This is a genomic window from Streptomyces sp. EDA2-14 (assembly GCF_054963755.1).
Window position 1 is genome coordinate 59,327 of record NZ_JBUEGE010000003.1, and the last position, 14,486, is coordinate 73,812.

Annotated in this window: 12 protein-coding genes; 6 read left to right on the plus strand and 6 right to left on the minus strand. The window is 69.9% G+C overall.

The window, feature by feature from the left end:
- Positions 1-17 precede the first annotated feature (17 nt).
- The 3 genes from ACY34M_RS10105 to ACY34M_RS10115 form a co-directional block, all read right to left on the minus strand.
- A complete protein-coding gene (locus ACY34M_RS10105) occupies positions 18-1,892 on the minus strand; it encodes a rhamnogalacturonan lyase (RefSeq protein ID WP_462719265.1) in 1,875 nt (624 codons plus the stop codon).
- A 74-nt stretch (positions 1,893-1,966) separates the two neighbouring features.
- A complete protein-coding gene (locus ACY34M_RS10110; protein WP_462719266.1) occupies positions 1,967-2,686 on the minus strand; it encodes a class I SAM-dependent methyltransferase in 720 nt (239 codons plus the stop codon).
- A gap of 104 nt (positions 2,687-2,790) precedes the next feature.
- A complete protein-coding gene (locus ACY34M_RS10115) occupies positions 2,791-3,096 on the minus strand; it encodes a 4a-hydroxytetrahydrobiopterin dehydratase (protein WP_462719267.1) in 306 nt (101 codons plus the stop codon).
- 38 nt (positions 3,097-3,134) lie between these two features.
- Between ACY34M_RS10115 and ACY34M_RS10120 the strand changes: the two genes are divergently transcribed.
- Positions 3,135-3,929: a helix-turn-helix domain-containing protein gene (locus tag ACY34M_RS10120; RefSeq protein WP_462719268.1), complete on the plus strand. Its 795-nt coding sequence runs from the start codon at positions 3,135-3,137 to the stop codon at positions 3,927-3,929.
- Here ACY34M_RS10120 and ACY34M_RS10125 read toward each other — a convergent pair.
- Positions 3,911-4,327, minus strand: a complete 417-nt coding sequence (locus ACY34M_RS10125; protein WP_462719269.1) for a hypothetical protein — start codon at positions 4,325-4,327, stop codon at positions 3,911-3,913. The genes ACY34M_RS10120 and ACY34M_RS10125 overlap by 19 nt on opposite strands.
- A gap of 181 nt (positions 4,328-4,508) precedes the next feature.
- Between ACY34M_RS10125 and ACY34M_RS10130 the strand changes: the two genes are divergently transcribed.
- From ACY34M_RS10130 to ACY34M_RS10150, 5 genes are read left to right on the plus strand one after another with little or no spacing between them, the layout of a single operon-like run.
- On the plus strand, positions 4,509-8,195 hold the full coding sequence (locus ACY34M_RS10130; RefSeq protein ID WP_462719270.1) for a nitrate reductase subunit alpha: 3,687 nt from the start codon (positions 4,509-4,511) through the stop codon (positions 8,193-8,195).
- Entirely contained in the window at positions 8,195-9,817 is a 1,623-nt protein-coding gene (narH, locus tag ACY34M_RS10135) for a nitrate reductase subunit beta (RefSeq protein ID WP_462719271.1), read from the plus strand. Before ACY34M_RS10130 ends, narH begins: the two co-directional genes overlap by 1 nt.
- Entirely contained in the window at positions 9,817-10,407 is a 591-nt protein-coding gene (gene narJ, locus ACY34M_RS10140; protein ID WP_462719272.1) for a nitrate reductase molybdenum cofactor assembly chaperone, read from the plus strand. The genes narH and narJ overlap by 1 nt, the downstream gene beginning before the upstream one ends.
- Positions 10,404-11,126 (plus strand): respiratory nitrate reductase subunit gamma, encoded by a 723-nt coding sequence (narI, locus tag ACY34M_RS10145; protein WP_462719273.1) that lies wholly within the window; start codon positions 10,404-10,406, stop codon positions 11,124-11,126. The genes narJ and narI overlap by 4 nt, the downstream gene beginning before the upstream one ends.
- Positions 11,127-11,147: 21 nt before the next feature.
- On the plus strand, positions 11,148-12,011 hold the full coding sequence (locus ACY34M_RS10150) for a DUF5753 domain-containing protein (RefSeq protein WP_462719274.1): 864 nt from the start codon (positions 11,148-11,150) through the stop codon (positions 12,009-12,011).
- Between the two features lie 15 nt (positions 12,012-12,026).
- On the opposite strand, the gene dnaK is transcribed toward ACY34M_RS10150, so the two are convergent.
- On the minus strand, positions 12,027-13,889 hold the full coding sequence (gene dnaK / locus ACY34M_RS10155; protein WP_462719275.1) for a molecular chaperone DnaK: 1,863 nt from the start codon (positions 13,887-13,889) through the stop codon (positions 12,027-12,029).
- 85 nt (positions 13,890-13,974) lie between these two features.
- Positions 13,975-14,403 carry an OsmC family protein gene (locus ACY34M_RS10160; RefSeq protein ID WP_462719276.1) on the minus strand — a complete coding sequence of 143 codons (429 nt, stop codon included), beginning with the start codon at positions 14,401-14,403 and terminating at the stop codon, positions 13,975-13,977.
- Positions 14,404-14,486: the final 83 nt, after the last annotated feature.

Below are 14,486 nucleotides of genomic sequence, written 5' to 3' on the forward strand. Positions count from 1 at the left end.
ACCCGCGGAGCGAGTCCCTACGGCGTGGTGATGGTCGGGCGCGGGGCCGTCGGCATTTTGTCGCCGAGGAAGAAGCTGGGGTGCGGGGGCTGGTTGTAGGCGGTGTTCTGCCAGGCCAGGGCTGTGCGGTACTGGGTGTCGTGGAGGAGGGTCGTGATGCGGGTCGAGGTCTCCACCGGGGTCGAGTAGATGCGCAGGGCCGTGTTGTTCGTCGTCGGCCAGACGACCTCCTCGCGCCAGTCGCCCAGGATGTCGCCGGAGAGGGCCGGTGTGGCCTTCGTGCCGTTGTTGGAGTGGACGCCGGAGGCGGTCAGGAGACGGGTGTCGGAGGACGTGCCGTACTTGTCGATGTGGGTGCCGTCGAGGAGTTCGCGGGTGGTGTCACCGTCCCACCAGGACAGGAAGTTGGTGGAGGACGGCTTGCGCGAGTTCACGACCGTGCCCTTGGGGTCACGGATGCCGGACTCGGCCGAGGACCAGGACTCGGCGCCCGCGCTGCCGGACCAGATGTCACCGGACACACCACGCCCGTTGTCACCGTTGGCCGCCGTCTTCCAGATGACACTGCCGGTCTTGGCGTCGGCCATCCATGAGGAAGGCTTCGAACTGTCCTCGTCGACCTTGAACTCCTCCAGACCGGGCCGCGACGGGTCGAGGTCGCCCACGTGCATGGCGTCGCCGTGGCCGTTCTTCGTCGTCCACAGGCCCGACCCGTTGTCGTCCACCGCCATCGCGCCGTAGACGATCTCGTCCTTGCCGTCGCCGTCGACGTCCGCGACGGACAGCTGGTGGTTGCCCTGACCGTCGTACCCCTTGCCGGAGTTGGTGGAGGAGTTGGTGTCGAAGGTCCAGCGGCGGGTGAACTTTCCGTCGCGCCAGTCCCACGCCGCGATGACGCTGCGCGTGTAGTAGCCGCGCGCCATGACGAGGGAGGGGCGGGCTCCGTCGAGGTAGGCGGTACCGGCCAGGAAGCGGTCCACCCTGTTGCCGTACGAGTCGCCCCACGACGACACCGTGCCGCGCGCGGGAACGTAGTCGACGGAGCCCATCGCGGCGCCGGTCTGCCCGTTGAACATGGTGAGGTACTCGGGCCCGGAGAGGACGTAACCGCTGGAGTTGCGGTGGTCCGCCGAGGAGCTGCCGATGACGGTCCCCTTGCCGTCCTTGGTCCCGTCGGACGTCTTCATGGCGACCTCGGCCTTGCCGTCGCCGTCGTAGTCGTACACCTGGAACTGGGTGTAGTGGGCGCCGGAGCGGATGTTCCTGCCCAGGTCGACGCGCCACAGGCGGGTGCCGTCGAGCTTCACCGCGTCGACGATCGTGTTGCCCGTGTAGCCGGACTGGGAGTTGTCCTTGGCGTTGGTGGGCTGCCACTTGAGGACGAATTCGAGGACACCGTCGCCGTCGAGGTCGCCGACGGAGGCGTCGTTGGCCTCATAGGTGTAGGCGACGCCGTCGGGTGTCGTGCCGCCGGCCGGGGGCGTGATCGGCACGTCCTTGTAGCCGCTGTGGAACTGGATCGCGTGCGCGGAGTCGGCCTGCTCGGTGCCGTTCACGACGGCGCGCACGGTGTAGTCGGCGGAGTTGGGCGCACCCTCGTGGAAGTAGTTCGTGGACCCGGTGATCGGCGAGGAGTTCACCTTCGTACCGGCGCGGTAGACGTTGAACGCCACACCGTCCGGGTCGGTTCCGAGCCACCGCCAGCTGACCAGGTTGCCTGCGTCGGTGTGCACGCTGACCAGACCACGGTCCAGCTTCTCCGCCTGACGGGCGGTGGCGGCGGAGGCGTCCTCGCCGGGCAGGAGCGTCAGCCCCGTCCCGGCGAGGGCGGCGGCCGTGGTGACGGCGAGGAGCAGACGGCGGCGTCTGCGGTGGCGGCGGGTGCGGGGCATCGGGGCTCCCGGGGGTGTGAGTCGGCGGATACCTACGCCCACTCAGTTGCCACCACCCACCGATGAGTTGCCGCTCAGCGCGTGGGCATGAGGAAAGCCAGTACGTGGTACGTCGGGGCCGGGCGTGGTGCCTCCTGGCGCGGCAGCGCCTCCAGGCGTGACGCCAGTTCCTCGCCGCCCTTCGCATACGTCCGCCCGGCCCGCACGTCCCGTGCGAGGCGTGCCGGGGTGCGGCCCTGGCCGTGGCCGACGAAGGTGGCCGAGCCGTGCGGGCGCAGGCCGTGCTCGGCGGCGTACGCCGTGATGAGCGCTGCGGCGTCGGTGGGTGGGCGACGGGATCCGTGCGGGCCCACGAGTTCGCAGATGTCGCTGCCGACGAGGTGCGATGCGGCCTTGTCGACCGTGGTGACGAACACGCCGCCGGGGCGCAGCACGCGGGCCGCTTCGGCGACGACCGGCGCCGCGTCGTCCAGCAGGTGCAGCAGCCAGACGGCGGTGACCGCGTCGAACGTGCCGTCCGCGAAGGGCAGCCGACGGGCGTCCGCCTGGAACGCCGCGCCGGACAGGCGGGGTGCGCAGGCCCGCAGCATGCCCGCGGCGCGGTCGACGCCGACGGGGCGCAGGCCGGGGCGGGTCATGCGGCGGGTGACGAGGCCGGTGCCGCAGGCGAGGTCGAGGAGGGTGCGGGCACCTTCCGGCACGAGCGTGAGCACGGCCTCGGCGGCCGCCTGCGCTCGCGGCTCACCGCCACGGGTCGCGTCGTACCGCTGCGCTTCCTGGTCGTAGTCGAGCACGCGGGGACTGTAGCCCATGCCCGGGTCGCGGGGCTCCGCCCCGGACCCGGCTGATCAATCGCCGCAGGGGGCTTGAACGGCCCGACTCTCAATTCGCCCGCTGCTCAGCTCGCCCCATGTGACGGCGCGAGTTTTTCGACGCGTTCGGCGAGGCCGAAGTCCTTCGCCGTCAGGGCGCCGTTCGCGTCGTGGGTGTTCACCGCGAGGGTCACCGTGTTGTAGCCGAGTGTCAGGTTCGAGTGGTGGTTCAGCTCCTCCTGGGTCTGGGCGATGTGCACGACCAGCGCCGCCGCCGCGAAGTGCGTGTCCAGGCGATACGTGCGCGTGAGCGCGTCGTCCTCCACGGACCAGCCGGGCAGTTCGGCGAGGCGGTCTTCGATGTCCTTCTGGGAGAGCGGTTCCGTAGGCATGCCTCCAGCGTGCCACCGGATCCGGTTACGGTCTTCCCATGACGTCAGAAGTGGGGGCCCTGCTGCGCGGTTGGCGGGAGCGGCGGCGGGTCAGCCAGCTGGAGCTCGCGCTGCGGGCGAACTCCTCGGCGCGGCACATCAGCTTCGTGGAGACGGGCCGCTCGCGCCCCAGCGAGGAGTTCGTCCTGCGGCTCGCCGAGCACCTCGACGTCCCCGTGCGGGAGCGCAACGCGCTGCTGCTGGCGGCGGGCTACGCCCCGCGTTTCACCCGGACCCCGCTGGACGACCCGGCGATGGACGTACTGCGCGAGGGGCTCGACACGCTGCTGCGGGGCTACGAGCCGTATCCGGCGTTCGTCGTCGACGCGACGTACAACGTGATCGCGGCGAACAACGGCATCGCGATGCTGATGTCCGCGGTGCCCGAGCACCTGCTCACCGAGCCGCTGAACGCGATGCGGCTCACCCTGCACCCGGAGGGCATCGCCCCGCGGATCAGGAATCTGCGCGAGTGGCGGGGACATCTGCTGGCACAGATGGAGCAGCAGATCTCGCTGACCGGCTCGCAGCCGCTGCGGGAGCTGTACGAGGAGGTGGCCGCGTATCCGCTGCCGCCCGACGCTGCCGGGGCCGGACCCGAGCGGGAGGCGCCCGCGCTGCCCTATTTCGCGCTGCCGATGGTGATCGAGTACGAGGGGCACGTGCTGTCGTTCGTGTCGTCGATCTCGACGTTCAACACGCCGCTGGACGTGACGGTCGCCGAGCTGGCCGTGGAGGCACTGCTTCCGGCCGACCCGGCGACGGTGAAGTTTCTTCATTCGACGCTGCGCTGAGCGCGCAGCGCGGCGTACTGGAGTCCCGCGAACGCCGCCACCACCACGGCCTGCAGCGATCCGTAGGCCATCCCGGCCGTGGTCGGGTCGAGCCAGACGATCAGGGCGACGAAGCTGAGCACCGTCCAGGCGAGGTTGACCTCGATCACGGTGCGCACACCGGCCGCGGGCGGGCTGCTGCGCGCCGCCAGGGCCCCGACCCCGGCGGCGTAGGCGACGAGGCCGGTGCCGAGGCCGAGCAGCAGCCCGGGGTCGATGCCGAGGAAGCGGCCGATGGGGCCCGAGGCGGCGACGTAGGCCAGGCCGTTGGCGCCGGTGCCCAGCGCGTCGGCGGCGAGCAGGCGGCGCAGCCAGGTGCGGGCCCGTACCGGTGCGGTGGCGAGCGAAATGGCGGACATGGGGATCACCCTCCGTCGGCTGGTCGGTGCGTCCACCCTGCCCTCGCTCCGGTGGCGGGTCGATTACCTCCGGGGTAATGGCCGAAGCGCCCCACCGTCCGACTCGTACGGTCCCGGCCGAGGTGTGCCCCGGACACAACGCCATTAGCGTGCCCAGAACGGGATATCGAGGGAGCTAACGGTGACGGACACGACGCGCACCCTGACCGAGCCGGACGCCGCGCTGCTGCGCGCGGGGCGGTTCTTCCGGCGGGGGACGGCCGCGCCGGACCTGCACAGCGTGCAGATCAAGGGCGGCCGGGACGGGGACGTCTTCTATCGGGACCGCTGGAGCCACGACAAGGTCGTGAACTCCACGCACGGCGTGAACTGCACCGGCTCGTGCCGGTGGAAGGTGTATGTCAAGGACGGCATCATCACCTGGGAGACCCAGCAGACGGACTATCCGAGCGTGGGTCCCGACCGTCCGGAGTACGAGCCACGCGGCTGCCCACGCGGCGCCGCGTTCTCCTGGTACACGTACTCGCCCACCCGTGTGCGCTACCCGTACATCAGGGGCGTGCTTGTCGAGATGTACCGCGAGGCGAAGTCACGGCTGCACGACCCGGTGCTCGCGTGGGCCGACATCCAGGCCGACCCGGAGCGGCGCCGCCGGTACCAGCAGGCCCGCGGCAAGGGCGGTCTGGTGCGCGCCACCTGGGACGAGGCCGTGGAGATCGTCGCCGCGGCGCACGTGCACACCATCAAGACGTACGGGCCCGACCGGATCGCCGGCTTCTCCCCCATTCCCGCGATGTCGATGGTGTCGCACGCGGCGGGGGCCCGGTTCCACTCGCTGATCGGCGCCCCGATGCTGTCGTTCTACGACTGGTACGCGGACCTGCCGGTGGCCTCGCCGCAGGTGTTCGGCGACCAGACCGACGTCCCGGAGTCGGGTGACTGGTGGGACGCCGCGTATCTGATGATGTGGGGGTCGAACGTCCCGGTGACGAGGACGCCCGACGCGCACTGGATGGCCGAGGCGCGTTACCGCGGCCAGAAGGTCGTGGTCGTCGCGCCCGACTACGCGGACAACGCGAAGTTCGCCGACGAGTGGCTGCATCCGCACCCGGGGACCGACGGCGCGCTCGCCCTCTCCATGGGGCACGTGATCCTCAAGGAGTTCTTCGTCGACCGGCAGACGCCGTTCTTCACGGACTACGTCAAGAAGTTCACCGACCTGCCGTTCCTGGTGACGCTTGAGGAGCGGGACGGCGCGTACGTGCCGTCGAAGTTCCTGCGTGCCACCGATCTCGGCCAGGGCGGCGAGGGCGCCGAGTGGAAGACCGCGGTGCTCGACGAGACGACGGGGCAGCCGGTCGTCCCGAACGGCTCCCTGGGCTTTCGCTGGACCGAGTCCGGCAAGGGCAAGTGGAACCTCGAACTGGGCAACATCCAGCCGAAGTTGAGCCTGCACGGCTCCGATGTGGCGGGCGGGGTGGAAGTGCTGCTGCCCCGTTTCGACACCGACGGCGGCACGCACGGTCAGGGCCGCGGCGAGATCGTGCGGCGCGGCGTGCCGGCGACCCGGCTCGGCGGGCAGAGCGGGCCGCTGGTGACGACCGTGTTCGACCTGCTGCTCGCGCAGTACGGCGTCGGCCGCGAGGGCCTTCCAGGACAGTGGCCCACCTCGTACGACGACGCGGAGACGCCCGGCACCCCGGCCTGGCAGGAGATCCACACCTCGGTGCCCGCCGCCAAGTGCGTCAAGATCGCGCGCGAGTTCGCGAAGACCGCCGAGAAGTCGCGCGGGCGCTGCATGATCCTGATGGGCGCCGGCACGAACCACTGGTTCCACTCCGAGACCACCTACCGGGGCTTCCTTTCGCTGCTGCAGCTCACCGGCTGCCAGGGCAGGAACGGCGGCGGCTGGGCGCACTACGTGGGCCAGGAGAAGTGCCGTCCGGCCACCGGCTGGGCCTCGCTGGCCTCCGCCAACGACTGGTCGCGGCCGCCCCGGCAGATGATCGGGACGGGCTTCTTCTTCCTCAACACCGACCAGTGGCGCTACGACCGGTTCAGCGCGGACGTGCTCGCTTCGCCGCTCGGCAAGGGCGCCTTCGAGGGCATGACGGGCGCCGACGTGCTCGCGCTGTCGGCGCGTTCGGGCTGGATGCCCTCGTATCCGACGTTCGACCGCAGTTCGCTGGCGCTCGGCGAGCAGACCGTTGAGAACACGGTCGCCGAGCTGAAGGCGGGCACCCTGAAGTTCGCCTGCGAGGATCCGGACGCGCCGGAGAACTGGCCGCGCGTGATGACGCTGTGGCGGGCGAACCTGCTCGGCTCGTCCGCGAAGGGCGCCGAGTACTTCACCAAGCACCTGCTGGGCACGCACTCCTCGCTGCGCGCCGAGGAGGCCTCCCCCGACGAGCGCCCCACGACGGTGACCTGGCACGACGAGGCGCCCGAGGGCAAGATCGACCTGCTCACCTCCCTCGACTTCCGGCAGACGTCCTCGACGCTGCTCTCGGACGTGGTGCTGCCCGCGGCGACCTGGTACGAGAAGCACGACATCGCCTCCACGGACATGCACCCCTACGTGCACTCCTTCACCCCGGCCGTGGACCCGCCGTGGCAGGCGCGCAGCGACTTCGACACGTTCAAGGCGATCGCCCACAAGCTGAGCGAGCTGTCCGCGCAGCACCTGGGTGTCCGCAAGGACCTGGTGGCGGCGCCGCTCCAGCACGACACGCCCGGTGAGATCGCGCAGCCCGGCGGTGTCGTCCTGGACTGGCGCAAGGGCCAGTGCGAGCCGGTGCCGGGCAAGACGCTGCCGAATCTGGTGGTGGTCGAGCGGGACTACACGGCGATCGGCGCCAAGTTCACCGCGCTCGGCCCGCTGGTGGAACAGCAGGGGCTGCCCGCCAAGGGCATCGCGCTCAAGCCCGACCAGGAGGTCACGGAGCTGCGCGAGCGCAACGGCACGGTGCGCGGCGGCCCCGCCGACGGCCGCCCGTCCCTGGACACGGCGGTCAAGGCGGCGAACACCATCCTCGCCCTGTCCGGCACCACCAACGGCCGCCTCGCCACGCAGGGCTTCCACACCCTTGAGGCGCGTACGGGGCAGGAGATGGCCCACCTCGCCTCCGAGCACGAGGGCAAGCGCGTCACGTACGCGGACACGCAGGCCGCTCCCGTACCGGTGATCACCTCGCCGGAGTGGTCGGGCAGCGAGTCGGGCGGGCGCCGGTACACGGCGTTCACGCTCAACACCGAGCACCTCAAGCCCTGGCACACCCTCACGGGCCGCCAGCACTTCTTCATCGACCACGACTGGATGCACGAGCTGGGCGAGGCGATGCCCGTCTACCGGCCGCCGCTCGACATGAACCGGCTGTTCGGCGAGCCACGGCTCGGCCCGGACGGGGAGAAGGAGGTGACGGTCCGCTACCTCACCCCGCACAACAAGTGGTCCATCCACTCCGAGTACCAGGACAACCTGTTCATGCTGGCGCTGTCCCGCGGCGGCCAGTCGATCTGGATGTCCCCGCAGGACGCCGAGTCGATCGGCGTCAAGGACAACGACTGGATCGAGGCCGTGAACCGCAACGGCGTCGTCGTCGCCCGCGCGGTCGTCTCCCACCGCATGCCGGCCGGCACGGTCTACATGCACCACGCGCAGGAACGCACCGTCAACGTGCCCAAGGCGGAGACCAGCGGCAGGCGCGGCGGCATCCACAACTCGCTCACCCGACTGATCCTCAAGCCGTCCCATCTCATCGGCGGCTACGCCCAGTTGAGCTGGGCGTTCAACTACCTCGGCCCGACGGGCAACCAGCGCGACGAGGTCACGGTCATCCGCCGCCGCTCCCAGGAGGTCCAGTACTGATGCGCATCATGGCTCAGGTCGCGATGGTCATGAACCTCGACAAGTGCATCGGCTGCCACACCTGCTCGGTCACCTGCAAGCAGGCGTGGACCAACCGCAACGGCATGGAGTACGTCTGGTTCAACAACGTCGAGACCCGGCCCGGCCAGGGCTATCCGCGCCGCTACGAGGACCAGGAGAAGTGGCGCGGCGGCTGGGAGCTGAACAAGAAGGGCGCCCTGAAGCTGAAGGGCGGCGGCCGGTTCAAGAAGCTCCTCGGCATCTTCTCCAACCCGAAGCTGCCGGAGATCAAGGACTACTACGAGCCCTGGACGTACGACTACAAGAACCTCACCAACGCGCCGCTGGGCGACGACTACCCGGTGGCGGAGCCCCGCTCCCTCATCAGCGGCAAGCCGATGAAGATCGAGTGGTCCTCGAACTGGGACGACAACCTGGGCGGCGCGACCGAGTACGGCGATCTCGACCCGATGGTGGAGAAGACCCGCGAACAGGCCGCGGAGAAGGTCAAGTTCCAGTTCGAGCAGACCTTCATGTTCTATCTGCCGCGGATCTGCGAGCACTGCCTCAACCCGTCGTGCGTCTCGTCCTGCCCCTCGGGCGCGATGTACAAGCGGGTGGAGGACGGCATCGTCCTCGTCGACCAGGACTCCTGCCGCGGCTGGCGGATGTGCGTGACCGGTTGCCCGTACAAGAAGGTGTACTTCAACCACCGCACCGGCAAGGCCGAGAAGTGCACGCTCTGCTACCCGCGCCTGGAGGTGGGCCTGCCGACGGTCTGCTCCGAGACCTGCGTGGGGCGCCTGCGCTATCTCGGCGTGATCCTCTACGACGCCGACAAGGTCACCGAGGCCGCCTCATCGCCCAATGAACACGACCTGTACGAGGAGCAGCTGGGCATCTTCCTCGACCCGGAGGATCCCGCGGTGCAGCGGGCCGCCGAGGAGGCGGGGATCCCGTACGACTGGATGGAGGCGGCGCGCCGCTCCCCCGTGCACGCGCTCATCAGCAAGTACAAGGTGGCGCTTCCGCTGCACCCGGAGTACCGGACGATGCCGATGGTCTGGTACATCCCGCCGCTCTCCCCCGTCGTCGACGCGCTCACCGAGACCGGGCACGACGGCGAGGACCACGGGAACCTGTTCGGCGCGATCGACGCGCTGCGCATCCCGCTCGAGTACCTGGCGGAGATCTTCACGGCGGGCGACACCAAGCCCGTACGCGCCTCCCTGGAGAAGCTGGCGGCGATGCGCTCGCACATGCGGGCCATCAACCTCGGTGATCTCCCCGACAGTTCGATCGCCGAGTCGATCGGCATGTCGCCGTACGAGATCGAGGAGATGTACCGGCTGCTCGCCATCGCCAAGTACGAGGACCGGTACGTGATCCCGACCGCGGCGATCGGCGACGCGGAGCGCCTGGAGGAGTCGGCGCTGCCGTCCGACACCTGCTCGCTCGACCACGAGGGCGGGCCCGGCATGGGCGGCGAGGGCCCCTTCGGCGCCGACTCCGGTGCGACCGTCGCCGACGGCCGGAAGCTGCTGCCCGTCGTCTCCGTCGAGAACTTCCAGCTCAGCAAGGAACGGCAAACCGCAGACAGTGTCGACAAGGAGGACAGCTGATGACCGACCGGACCGCCCTCCTCTTCCAGGCGTCCGCGCTCTGTCTCACGTACCCCGACGAGGAGTTCTACCAGCGGCTTCCGCTGATCCGGGCGGCCGCCCCGCCGCTCGCCCCCTTCGTCGAGCACGCCGAGGCCACGCCGATGCAGGAACTGGCCGAGCACTACGTCCAGGTCTTCGACTTCAAGAACCGGCACAGCCTGTACCTGACGTGGTGGCGCGACGGCGACACCCGGCGGCGCGGGATGTCGCTGGTGCGCATGAAGGAGGCCTACCGGGAACACGGCATGGAGTTCACCGGCGAGGAACTCCCCGACTTCCTGCCCGCCGTCCTCGAATTCTCCGCGCAGGCCGGACCGTTTCTCCTGGAGGAGCACCGCGCGGGCCTCGAACTGCTGCGGTTCGCCCTCACCGACCACGGCACCCCGTACGCCACCGTCCTCAACGCGGTGTGCGCCGCGCTGCCGGGGCCGTCGCCCAAGGACCGGGCCGAGGCGCAGGCGCTCGCCCGGTCCGGGCCGCCCCGCGAGGACGTCGGACTCGAACCCTTCGCCCTCCTCCCTCTCCTGGAAACGGAGCACGCCCGGTGAACACGGCGATCTGGGGCGTCCTGCCCTATGTAGCGTTCGTCCTGCTGGTCGGAGGCACGATCTGGCGCTACCGCTACGACAAGTTCGGCTGGACGACGCGCTCTTCGCAGGTCTACGAGTCGAAGCTGCTCAACATCGCGTCGCCCGTCTTCCACTACGGGATCCTGTTCGTCCTCGTGGGCCACATCGTCGGCCTGTTCATCCCGGAGTCGTGGACCGAGAAGGTCGGCATCAGCGAGCACACGTACCACATGTTCTCGCTGATCGGCGGCACCTTCGCGGGCGTCCTCGCGGTGGCCGGCATCGCGATGCTGGTCTACCGGCGGCGCACCAAGGCACCGGTGCTGCTCGCCACGACGCGCAACGACAAGGCCATGTACGTGTTCCTGCTCGGCGCCCTCGTCCTCGGCATGGTCGCCAAGCTCACCCACTCCAGCGGCACCGGCTACGACTACCGGCAGACCATCGCGCCGTGGTCGCGCAGCCTGTTCACGCTGAGCCCCGACGTGGCGCTGATGAACGGGGTGCCCGTGCTCTACCAGATTCACGCGGTAGTGGGCATGCTACTGATTGCGCTGGTACCGTTCACCCGGCTCGTGCACATGTTCAGCGCGCCGGTGCAGTACCTGTTCCGTCCGTACGTCGTCTACCGCAGCCGCGACCCGCGGCGCATCGGCGCACGGCCGGAGCGTCGGGGGTGGGAGCGCACCGGCTCCTAACTCCTGGGGGGACGCAGCAAGGTGAGTGAACGTCGGCCCGCCCCCACCGTGGGCCAGGTCGTCCTCGGCCGCCGCCTGCGCGAACTCCGCGAGGCCCGCGGGCTCAAGCGCGAGGAGGCGGCCCGGCCGCTGCGCGTCGCCGGGGCGACGATCCGCCGGATGGAGACCGCCGAGGTCGCGCTCAAGATCCCCTACGTGCAGATGCTCCTTGAGCTGTACGAGGTGCCCGAGCGGGAGATAGAGGCCTTCGTGGCGCTCGCCGAGGAGGCGAACCTGCCGGGCTGGTGGCAGCGGTTCCACGACGTGCTGCCCGACTGGTTCAGCCTGTACGTCAGCCTGGAGGGCGCGGCCTCCATGATCCGCGCCTACGAACCGCACTTCGTGCCCGGCCTGTTGCAGACCGAGGCGTACGCGCGGGCCGTCTTCGACGCCGGCACGGTCGGCCGCTCCCGGCCCGACGAGGTCGACCGGCACATCGATCTGCGGATGGCCCGCCAGTCACTGCTCGACCGGGAGGACTCGCCGCACCTGTGGGCCGTCATGGACGAGACGGTGCTGCGGCGCCCGCCCGGCGGGCCCGGCGTGCTGCGCGGACAGCTGGACCGGCTCATCGAGGCCGCGGAGCGCCCCAATGTGACACTCCAGATAGCCGAGTTCGACTCGGGGCCGCACCCCGGCACGTTCGGCCCGTTCACCCTGTTCCGGTTCCCGGTCAGGGAGCTGCCCGACATGGTCTACAGCGAGTACGTCACCGGGGCCCTGTACCTGGACGCGCGGGACGAGGTGGGCATGCACCTGGAGGTGCTCGACCACCTGGTGGCGCAGGCGGCCGGAGCGGCGCGCACGCTGGAGCTCCTGCACGAGGCGCGGGCGGCCCTGAACTGAACCGCCGCGTCCGGGCTAGGACTTGTTGTCGTCGTCCACGATCTCGGCATCCACCACGTCGTCCCCGTGCGGCTCCTGGGACTGCGACGAGGTTGGCGTGTCCTCCTGCGAGCCCGAGGACGCCGCCGCGTACATCGCCTGCCCCATCTTCTGGCTGACCTCGCCCAGCTTCCTGACGCCCTCGCGCAGCGCCCGCGTGTCGGCCTCCTTGGACTCCAGGGTGGTCTTCAACTCCCGGACGGCGTCCTCCACTTCAGTGCGGATGCCGGCGGGCACCCGCTCCTCGTTGTCGCGCAGGAACCGCTCCGTCTGGTAGACGAGCTGCTCCGCCTCGTTGCGGGCCTCGGCCGCCTCCCGCCGCTCGCGGTCCTCCTCGGCGTGCGCCTCGGCCTCCCGCATCATGCGGTCGATCTCGTCCTTCGGCAGCGCCGAGCCGCCGGTCACCGTCATCTTCTGCTCGCGCCCGGTGGCGAGGTCCTTGGCGCCGACGTGCATGATCCCGTTGGCGTCGATGTCGAAGGTGACCTCGATCTGCGGCACGCCGCGCGGCGCCGGGGGCAGCCCCGTCAGATCGAAGACGCCCAGCTTCTTGTTGTACGCGGCGATCTCCCGCTCGCCCTGGAAGACCTGGATGCCGACGGATGGCTGGTTGTCGGCGGCCGTCGTGAAGATCTCCGAACGGCGTGTGGGAATGGTCGTGTTGCGCTCGATGAGCTTGGTCATCACGCCGCCCTTGGTCTCGATGCCCAGGGAGAGCGGGGTGACGTCGAGCAGCAGCACGTCCTTCACGTCGCCGCGGATCACACCGGCCTGATAGGTGGCGCCGACGGCGACGACCTCGTCGGGGTTGACGCCCTTGTGCGGGTCCTTGCCCGTGAGTTCCTTGACGAGGTCGGTGACGGCCGGCATCCGTGTCGACCCGCCGACCAGGATCACGTGGTCGATGTCCTTCAGCTCGACGCCCGCGTCCTGGACGGCCTGGTGGAACGGCTTCTTGCAGCGGTCGAGCAGATCGCCCGTGAGCTCCTGGAACTGGGCGCGCGTCAGCTTCTCGTCGAGGTGCAGGGGGCCCGCGGCGGAGGCCGTGATGTACGGCAGGTTCACGCTGGTCTCGCTGGACGAGGACAGCTCGATCTTGGCTTTTTCCGCACCCTCGCGCAGTCGCTGCACGGCCATCTTGTCCCCGGCGAGATCGATGCCGTGGGCGTTCTTGAACTGCTGCACGAGGTGGTCGACGATCCGCTGGTCCCAGTCGTCGCCGCCGAGTTTGGTGTCGCCGTTGGTGGCCTTGACCTCGATGACGCCCTCGCCCATCTCCAGGAGCGAGACGTCGAAGGTGCCGCCGCCGAGGTCGAAGACGAGGACCGTCTGCTCCTCGCCCTTGTCGAGCCCGTACGCGAGGGCGGCGGCGGTCGGTTCGTTGACGATGCGCAGCACCTTCAGGCCCGCGATCTCGCCGGCCTCCTTGGTCGCCTGGCGCTGCGCGTCGTCGAAGTAGGCGGGCACCGTGACGACGGCGTCGGTGACGTCCTCGCCGAGGTAGGACTCGGCGTCGCGCTTGAGCTTCTGCAGGACGCGGGCGGAGAGCTCCTGGGCGCTGTAGCGGCGCCCGTCGATGTCCCCGCTCTCGGGGAAGCGCCAACTTCCGTCCCCCATGTGCCGCTTGACGGAGCGCGCGGTGCGCTCGACGTTCGTCACGGCCTGCCGCTTGGCGACCTCGCCGACGAGCACCTCGGCGCTGGACGTCCTGGCGAAGGCGACGATGGACGGGGTGGTGCGCGCACCCTCCGCGTTGGCGATGACGGTGGGTTCACCGCCCTCCAGGACGGCCACCACCGAGTTCGTCGTACCGAGATCGATCCCTACCGCACGCCCCATGACGCGTCCCCATTTCCTGCGTAGGCCCGCTCACGTCCGGATCCAGCACAGGGCGTGAGCGGGCCTACGTCAAGGGCGCGAACGCTCAGCCCGCGAGCTTGGCCGTGAGGGTGATCGTCGTGCCGGTGAGCGCCTGGCTCACGGGGCAGTTCTTCTTGGCGTCCTCGGCGGCCGCCTGGAAGCCCTGTTCGTCGAGGCCGGACACCGAGCCCTCGACGGTGAGGTGGATGCCGGTGATGCCCTCGCCCGGCTGGAACGTCACGTCCGCCGAGGTCACCAGCTTGGTGGGCGGGGTGCCCGCGCCGGTCAGTCCGTTGGAGAGCGCCATGGAGAAGCACGAGGAGTGCGCGGCGGCGATCAGCTCCTCCGGGCTGGTCTTGCCGTTCGCCTCCTCTGCGCGGGACGGCCAGGACACCGGCTGCTGCCCGATGCCGGACGAGTCGAAGGTGACGGTGCCGTTGCCCTCGAACAGGTTGCCTTCCCACACGGTGTGTGCGGAGCGGGTCGTTGCCACGGGGGGTCCTTTCCGGGAGGTAGGTGTACGTGTGCCGTTCCATCCGACCACATCCGGGGTGGCGGGTCTCGTATGCGGGGGCC